Origin of the sequence: Anabaena sp. CCY 9402-a (assembly GCF_963920945.1) — a bacterium.
In the GTDB taxonomy this organism is placed as follows: domain Bacteria; phylum Cyanobacteriota; class Cyanobacteriia; order Cyanobacteriales; family Nostocaceae; genus Trichormus; species Trichormus minutissimus.
Genome location: NZ_CAWUDL010000075.1, coordinates 24,894 through 32,659 on the forward strand (window position 1 = coordinate 24,894; position 7,766 = coordinate 32,659).

Annotated in this window: 4 protein-coding genes; 2 read left to right on the plus strand and 2 right to left on the minus strand. The window is 42.5% G+C overall.

Translation table 11 applies throughout. The features are described 5' to 3' along the window. Positions 1–370: 370 nt before the first annotated feature. The gene (locus ACM0OR_RS22700) at positions 371–3,562 is read right to left on the minus strand and encodes an efflux RND transporter permease subunit (protein WP_414578844.1); all 3,192 of its coding nucleotides are present in this window, start codon (positions 3,560–3,562) and stop codon (positions 371–373) included. 325 nt (positions 3,563–3,887) lie between these two features. After that, entirely contained in the window at positions 3,888–5,441 is a 1,554-nt protein-coding gene (locus ACM0OR_RS22705) for an efflux RND transporter periplasmic adaptor subunit (RefSeq protein WP_414578845.1), read from the minus strand. A 646-nt stretch (positions 5,442–6,087) separates the two neighbouring features. Here ACM0OR_RS22705 and ACM0OR_RS22710 point away from each other — a divergent pair. Continuing rightward, positions 6,088–7,059 carry a sodium-dependent bicarbonate transport family permease gene (locus tag ACM0OR_RS22710; protein ID WP_323266833.1) on the plus strand — a complete coding sequence of 324 codons (972 nt, stop codon included), beginning with the start codon at positions 6,088–6,090 and terminating at the stop codon, positions 7,057–7,059. Positions 7,060–7,063: 4 nt separating this feature from the next. Next, positions 7,064–7,372 carry a P-II family nitrogen regulator gene (locus tag ACM0OR_RS22715; RefSeq protein ID WP_190707411.1) on the plus strand — a complete coding sequence of 103 codons (309 nt, stop codon included), beginning with the start codon at positions 7,064–7,066 and terminating at the stop codon, positions 7,370–7,372. The last annotated feature ends 394 nt before the right edge of the window (positions 7,373–7,766 follow it).

The following is a 7,766-nucleotide window of genomic DNA, read 5'->3' on the forward strand; positions in this document are numbered from 1 at the left end:
TAGAGCAAAAATCTGTGTAATTAGTTCTTTTTAATTACTTAATAGAGGAGTCCTATGGGAGTTTTAAACAAATTAAGTAGGGGCAGGTTCACCAATAACATTATTAATAATTGATGATATTTTCAAACCTGACTTTTCACGGGATATGGAAAACCCCTCGACTTAGCTTGCTCTTCTACGAAACGCTACTCGAAATCGCAGGGTAACTCCCTACAAGGAGAGAGGCTTTATCTTTGTCCCCTTCCCTATTGGGTAAAGCAGGGGGGTTAGGTTTCCCGTTAGCTTTTCCACATGAAGCGAAAAGTCAGATTTTAAAACTTCCCCCTACCCTTTCCCTATTTTTTACTCCCTACTCCCTATGGCCTTTCCCTTAATCATTGGTTTTTGTCGCTGAAGCCGCAGTTTTTCTATCCAACGAAGTTGCACCTGTTTCTAATGCTGGCTTCTGATTTACTTTAAAGAAGCTTTCAGTCATTGTCTTAATTACAATATACAAGATTGGCACAACAAACAAGCTTAAAAAAGTAGCGATTAGCATTCCGCCAAACACTGCTGTTCCTAAAGATTGACGACTTCCCGCACCTGCACCTGTGGCAATAGTTAAGGGAAAAATACCGATGAGTGTCGAAAAGGCAGTCATGAGAATTGGGCGTAAACGTTCTTGAGCAGCTTCAATTGCTGCCTTAGCAATGGGAAGTCCTTGTTCTCTTAGTTGGTTAGCAAACTCCACAATTAAAATTGCATTCTTACTAGCCAAACCAATCAACATCACCAAACCAATTTGACAGTAAACATCGTTAGCAAAACCTCGCATTGATTGAGCTATTAGTGCGCCAAAAATTGCTAGAGGTACAGATAAAAGAATGATGATTGGATCTATGTAATTCTCGTATTGGGCTGCTAGTACCAAAAACACAAATACTAGTCCTAAACCAAATATTAATGGTGCTAAACCACCAGATTCTTGTTCTTCTAAGGAAGTACCAGACCATTCATAACCATAGCCAGCAGGTAAAACTGCTTGGGCTACTTGTTGCATTTTTTGAATTGCATTCCCGGAACTAAACCCAGGTGCGGCTGCACCATTAATTTCTATAGAACGGAATAGATTGTAGTGGTTAATTGTTTGCGCTCCCACTATAGAAGTAATTTTAACTAAATTACTGAGGGCAATCATTTGATTGGTTTGCGATCGCACATACAATTGTCCGATATCTTTGGGATTAGCGCGAAACTGTTGGTCTGCTTGCACATACACCCGATAATTGCGCTGTTGCAAATTGAAATCGTTCACATATCGAGAACCCAAAGCAGTTTGTAAGGTGCTGAAAATATCATCGATGGAAACTTGCAGTGCTTTGGCTTTGTTGCGGTCTACTTCTACTAGTAGCTGCGGTGTGTTGGCAGCAAAGGTACTAAACACCGCTTGTAATCCTGGTGTTTGGTTGGCGCGTCCGAGCAATTGCCCCATTGTCTGCACCAGATTTTCTAAGCCGCTATTCCCTCGGCGGTCTTGGAGTTGAAAGGTAAAGCCGCCAAAGTTCCCTAAACCCTGAATTCCTGGGGGATTTACAGGAAAAACTCTGGCTTCTGGGATGGATAATAATTTCCCTTGCAGTTTACCAATAATTGCTTGTACTGATTGGTCAGGTCTGGTACGTTCAGCCCAAGGTTTCAAGGTGGTGAAGATAATCCCAGAGTTGGCTGTACTACCACTAAAACCAAAACCTCCAACAGCAAAAGTTCCTACAACTTCAGATAGTGGCAGAATTTCTTTTTCTACCTGTGCCATCACATCACTTGTGTATTGCAGAGAAACCCCTTGTGGCCCTTGAATAATAGTGATGAAATAACCTTGGTCTTCATCGGGTAAAAAAGCTGTGGGAACTGTGGTGTACAGCCAAGCTGTCAAGCCCAAAGAAACTATGAATAGACCAATGATAATGCTTTTAAAGCGGATGAATAAGGAGAGCGATCGCCTATAGCTATGCTGTAACCAATCCAAACCCCGATTAATCTGATCAAACATCCGACCCAGCCAACCTGATGCTTTTTGTCCTGGACGCAGCAGTAAAGCACACAAAGATGGTGTCAAGGTCAAAGCCAAAAACGTAGAAACGACAATTGAGAAGGCAATGGTTAAGGCAAATTGTCGATATAGTGCGCCAGTAGTTCCGGGAAAGAATGCCACCGGCACAAACACCGCCATTAATACTAAGGAAGTGGCAATGACTGCGCCAAACAGTTCCGCCATTGACTCACTAGCAGCGCGGCGGGGACTCATCCCTTTGTCTTGAATAAAACGGCTAATCTGCTCAACGACGACAATCGCATCGTCTACAACCATCCCTGATGCTAAAGTCAAACCAAACAAGGTCAAGCTATTAATCGAAAAGTTAAAGACTCTAACAAAAGCGAATGTCCCTACTAATGCCAAAGGAATAGTCAATGCCGGAATTAAGGTAGTGCGCCAGTCTTGTAAAAATACAAAAATCACCAGCACCACTAACGCCACTGCCATTAATAGCGTCTTGATCACTTCTGACAATGATTCCTCGACAAACATTGTCGTATCAAAAGCTACCTGATATTTCATGCCTGGTGGTAAACTCGGTGCTAATCGAGCCATTTCCTCTTTCACTCCCTTGGCGACATCCAAGGCGTTACTCCCAGGAACTTGGTAAATCCCTAAACCGACGGCATCTTTAGCACGAAATCGTAAAAATGTATTGTAGTTTTCTGCCCCTAGTTCGGCTCTACCAACATCTTGAAGCTTAACTAAAGTGCCATCATTTTCAGTTTTGATGACAAGTTCTTCAAACTCTTTTGTATCCGTCAGTCGGCTAGCAGCGCGCACATCCAGTTGATATTGTTGTCCTTTAGGTGCAGGTTCTTGACCAATTCTCCCCGCACCAACTTGCAAGTTTTGTTCCGCCAGCGCATTGGTGACATCTTCAGTGGTTAAACCCCGACTAGCTAGGCGATTGGGATCTAACCATAAACGCATAGCATAGCGGCGTTCCCCAAAAATCCGCACATCACCTACACCCTTAACTCTTTTTAAGGCATCTGTTATGTAAAGGTCGGCGTAGTTGCTAAGAAATATATTGTCATATTCCTGATTATCGGTGTATAAGCCGATCGCTAACAAAATGTTATTAGATTGCTTAGTTACCCGCACTCCTGTACGTTGCACAACATCTGGTAGTTGGGCTTCGGCAGCAGAAACACGATTTTGGACATCGACGGCAGCAATATCTTTATCCCGCGAGGCATCGAAAGTTACGGTGATACTACTAGAACCATCGTTACTACTGCTGGAAGTAATATATTTAACTCCCTCAACACCGTTAATTTGCCGTTCTAAAATGTTCGTCACACCGCTTTCAACTACTTCTGCACTTGCGCCAGTGTAGTTAGCAGCAACGTTGATTTGAGTAGGACTAATATCTGGGAAACGCGCAATAGGTAGTGTGGGAATACTGATTGCTCCCACCAGCAGAATAATTAACGCACAGACTGTAGAAAAGACTGGCCGCTTAATGAAGAAGTCAACAAACATAGGGGTGGAGACTGGGGATTAGGGACAAATCAATTCAAAATTCAAAATTCAAAATTCAAAATTAAATAACTAGGGATTGGGGATTGGGGATTGGGAAAAGTTCTACCTTGTCTCCCCTGCCCCCTTCTAAGAGGATGTTTGAAAAGTTTCAGGAGATATAAAAATGTCATTCTGACTGGAGCGGAGCGAAAGGTTCACGAAGCGTTCCGCAGGAAAGAATCTAGGCTTTGTGGCACATACTGAGATGTTTCATTCCGCTACGCTGCATACTCCTGCGGAGAAGCAAGCTACAACATGACAAAGAAACAGACTTTTCAAACAACCTCTAAGACTCTGGAACAATGGGTGCGCCGTTACTGAGGTTGAGAATGCCGGAAACTACAATTTTGTCGCCGGCTTTTAGTCCTTCTAGAACTTGATAATTGTTGCCTTCAATCGCTCCCAATTTCACCGATTTTTGTATAGCAACTAAAGACGGCGCGTCTGGTTGGGGTTTTTCGGGTGCTTGGGCGACAAAGACAAAGGTTTCTCCACCTAAGCGAGATACTGCTGTGACGGGAATTAACACTCCTGGACGTTCATCCCAAATCACTTTGGCTTGAACTAACTGGCGATTGATGAGTTGTCCTGTTCCATTGCTAAAGGTGGCTTTGGCTAAGACTGTTTGGGAATTGGAATTGGCGTTGGGTTCGATGAAACTAATCCTACCTGTGGTGGTAGTTTCCCCTTGGGTATCTAACATCTGCACAGGTAATCCCGTCTGCAATTGTGCGGCTTGGTTGAGGGGAATGGATATATTTAGTTCTAAAGCACTATTTCTAGTCAGTGTGGTGAGTTCATCACCTTTGCTGACAAAGCTACCAACGCGGACGGGAATGTCACCCACAATTCCCGTAAAAGGTGCTAGGACATTGGTGTAACGCACTTGGGCTTCGGCAGATTTGACTTGGGCAGCGGCTTGGGTAACTTGCGATCGCGCTTGGGCTATTTCTTCGGGACGTGCGCCGTTTTCTAATTGTCTGAGGTTTTGTCTTTGCTGTTCTAGGGCAGCAGTTAGTTCGGTAATATCAGAGCCTCTACTTTTACGAAGTTGCTCTAATCGTCGCTGGGCTTCTCTTAACCTAGCTTCAGCACTACGTTTTTCTCCCAAATATCCTTCTAAGACATCTTGGGAAATCGCACCCTCTGTCTGAAGTCGTTCGTATCGCTTTGCTCGTGACTGAGCTAACTCTACATCAGATTTCGCGGATTCAATTTGTGCTTCCGCTTGAGCAATTTCTTCTGGACGCGCTCCACCTTGGGCATCTGTTAACCTGGCTCTAGCTTGGGCTACCTGCGCTCTGGCTTGGGCAATTTGTTCAGAGCGAGTACCTGCTTTGAGTTCCGCTAGGCGGGCGCGGGCTTGTTCTAGGGAGGCTTTGGCTTGTAATAACTGGGCTTGAACATCATCACTTTGCAGACTAATTATTACTTGTCCTTCTTGAATGCGATCGCCTTCTTTCACTAAAATTTGGCTGACTCGTCCATCAATCTCTGGTTTGAGTACGACTGAGCGTGGTGCATCTAAAGTCCCAACAAATACAGAGCTTTCTTGTAAATTTCCTGTCTCTACTGTCGCTAATTTTACAGGGATTCCCCTCGGCTGACCCGCCGCCATCCCTGGTGGGCTATTACTCGCCAGGCTACTTTGCCACCACCGCCAGCCAAAACCACCACTGACAATTAATAAAATGATGCCAACAATCATCGGCCAACGCTGCTTATGGCTGGGTGTAGATTGTTTCTCTGGCTCTACCAAAGAACTTTCTTGAGTTTCGGTAGCTTGAGAATCTTCTATTTCCACAGGTAATGAGGAATGAGAACTATCTTGATGGGACATATTTGGTCACTCGTTCTTAAATTTTAACTAGGGAAATTACTGAGATATTTTCTATAGATTGAATCTTTAAAAACTAATGTTTGTCTGGATGGAGATTGGGAATATTACACACTAGTAGTAGCTTGTAAACTAATGAGTCTGGTTTTCAGGGTCATTCACCCTGTATTTTCTTCTTTGCGCTCCCCGTACATCTGTGGCTAAGATTTTTTAACCACACAGACACAGAGACAAGATGTTGAAGAGGGATTTTTGTCAAACATTTTTATCCACCTGGAATCGGCTAGTCTGATCAAATAGGATCTTGCAAGCCTGTGCTATCCCTGGAAGAGTTAGCAATGGCAGGTTCGACATTTATGCAAGCAGTTGCTTACGAATGCAAGTAATTGCTTGCATTATATACAGATATTCATAAAATTTGTATAAATTTAACAAATTGAACTGGTGAAAAATTAATTCAAAATACCCTAGGGGTAGGCTGAAACTTCGGCAGGAAAGCAAGCTCCTCATGATCACTACCCTATTTTCTAGGTTGGCGTAGCGTCCCCTAGGGAGGTGCAATTTCCCGTACCCAATTCCCAAATCGGATAGTTCATGCAAAACTTAATTGATTCAGAATTTTTAAGATAAATTTAAAGGAGTGGTGGAAATGGATGTCAACTTAATAGTGTCGAACATCTTGAATCCACCTGTGTTGGCTTTTTTTTTGGGGATGTTAGCGGTATTTCTCAAGTCAGATTTGGAAATTCCTGCACCTTTACCTAAGTTGTTTTCTTTGTATCTTCTCTTTGCTATTGGGTTTAAGGGGGGTGTGGAACTAGTCAAAAGTGGTTTGAATCAGGAAGTTATCCTCACCTTATTGGCGGCAGTATTAATGGCGAGTTTAGTGCCAATTTATACGTTTTTTATTTTGAGGATCAAACTAGATACTTACAATGCAGCTGCGATCGCAGCCACTTATGGTTCAATTAGTGCAGTCACATTTATTACTGCTAGCTCTTTCTTGACTCAGTTAGGTATATCGTTCGATGGCTACATGATTGCAGCCTTGGCATTAATGGAATCACCTGCAATCATTGTTGGTTTAGTTTTGGTCAATCTATTTACCCAAGAGCAGAATCAGAGAGAATTTGTATGGTCAGAAATAATACAAGAAGCTTGCTTTAATAGTTCTGTATTTTTACTTGTGGGTAGCCTAATCATGGGTGTACTCACGGGCGAACATGGAGGGGAAGTATTAAAACCCTTTACCCAAGATTTGTTTTATGGAGTCCTCACCTTCTTTTTGTTAGATATGGGACTCTTAGCCGCTAAAAGAATTAAAGATTTACAAAAAACCGGAGTATTTTTAATCTTTTTTGCCATACTCATCCCAATTGTGAATGCCAGTATTTCCCTCGTAATTGCTAAAGTCATTGGTATGCCACAGGGTGATAGCCTGTTGTTTTCAGTGTTGTGTGCGAGTGCTTCCTATATTGCCGTACCAGCAGCTATGCGGCTAACAGTTCCAGAGGCTAACCCTAGTTTGTATGTTTCCACTGCCTTAGCTGTAACCTTTCCTTTCAATATTATTGTGGGCATACCGTTGTATTTATACGGCATTAATTTATTTTGGAGTTGAGATAATGCAGCCTGTAAAACGCATAGAAATCTTTGCTAACTATGTCGAACTTAGTAAGATTTTAGAGGCTTTAGAAAAATCTGGCGTACCTGGTCATAGTGTAATTAAAGATGTCGCAGGTAAAGGTACTAAGGGCAAATTTACTAATGATTTAGCTATGACCTTGTTAGATAACGTCTATGTTATAGCTTTCTTTCCTCCTGAAAAGTTGCAGTTAGTAGAGACAAATATGCGACTAGTCTTGAATAAATTTGGTGGTGCGTGTTTTATTTCCGATGCGATGGAATTAGAAACAACTAGGTGTGTTGGTTAGGGGACAGGGGACAGGTGACAGGTGACAGGTGACAGGTGACAGGTGATAGAGCAATACGGTTTGGATAAGATAATTTGCCAAGTAAGTAGAACGACTCGAAAAAACAAACTACGTTAAGTAATGTAAAAAAACTAGGATTGAGTTCGTAGTATTCGCGTAGCGTCTCGTAGAGAGGACTTTAGTCCTTTTTTGTTCGCGGAGCGTCCCGCAGGGAACGGAGAGAACGCAGAGAGAACTAAAGTTCTTACTACAAACCTTTAATTATTTACCCTGTTCTACTTAATTAATAATTGGGATTGATTGCAATAAGCTGGTAGTGCTTAGGCATCGGTCAAACTGATTAGACTTGTCTATAAAAGATAAAAAGCTTACTGTGAAGGGATTATAGGAGATA